The organism is Moorena sp. SIO4G3 (assembly GCF_010692305.1).
GTDB lineage: Bacteria > Cyanobacteriota > Cyanobacteriia > Cyanobacteriales > Coleofasciculaceae > Moorena > Moorena producens_A.
In genome coordinates this window covers 1-1,034 of the sequence record NZ_JAAHIG010000772.1, presented here as the reverse complement: position 1 = coordinate 1,034, position 1,034 = coordinate 1, and the positions used below count along the sequence as shown (strand labels likewise).

1 pseudogene is annotated in these 1,034 nt (G+C 39.0%); it reads left to right on the top strand.

Going from position 1 to position 1,034, the window contains the following annotated elements:
• Positions 1-67: 67 nt before the first annotated feature.
• A pseudogene (locus F6J99_RS45335) lies at positions 68-1,022 on the top strand (IS630 family transposase).
• Positions 1,023-1,034 lie beyond the last annotated feature (12 nt).

The following is a 1,034-nucleotide window of genomic DNA, read 5'->3' as shown; positions in this document are numbered from 1 at the left end:
ATACAGCCTTTTCAGATCTAGTGAGGTATAATCAAGATATTATAATTTGAGCCAAACCAAGAAAAAAGTGAGACCTTATTCTATTGATTTACGTCATAAGATTATCAATGTGTATGAGAATGAACCTATTTCTCAACGGCAGTTAGCCAAACGGTTTGGAGTGGCTTTGAGTTTTATTCAAAAATTACTGAAACAATATCGAGAGACGGGCTCTATAGCTCCTAAAGTTCGGACAAAGCAAACTCCAACGAAACTCAATGATGAACAACTGGCAGTACTGGGTAGTCTGGTAGAAAAGCATAACGACGCCACCTTGGAAGAACTAAAAGAGCTACTAGCAGATCAAACGGGAGTCCAGATCAGCCGGTCCACAGTATATAATATGTTGAAAAAGCTTAAGTTTACCTTAAAAAAAAACCTTTCATGCGGATAAAAAAGAGAGTGATCGAGTGCAAATTAAGCGAGTAGAGTTTTGGCAGTTAGTTCAAGGGTTTCTGGCGAAAAACCTGATATTTATAGATGAATCAGGTGTGAATCTGGGGATGACTCGGTTACGAGCCCGCTCTCTAAAAGGAGAAAGAGCTCATGGAAAACGTCCTCACCACCGAGGAAAAAATGTCTCTGTGATTGGAGCTATAGGGTTTCAATAAATCCTGGCTAAAGCCGAGGTGATGGGAGCAGTGGATAGATTAACCTTTGAAGCATTTATTGCCTGTAAATTAGTTCCCAAACTTTGGAATGAAGCTGTTGTCATTATGGATAATTGCTCAATTCACTTTAGCAAAAATATCGAAGAATTAATTACGGCAGCAGGGGCTAGTCTAATTTATTTGCCACCCTATTCACCAGACTTTTCGCCGATTGAGCATCTTTGGTCAAAGATTAAATCGATACTAAGGTCAATTGGAGCGAGGAATTATCCTCACTTGGTGGATGCAATTGATGAAGCTTTTGAGCAAGTCTCTCTGAAAGATATTAAAAATTGGTTTACCCATTGCTGTTATTGTACCTCATTAGAATAAAACGGGCTGTAA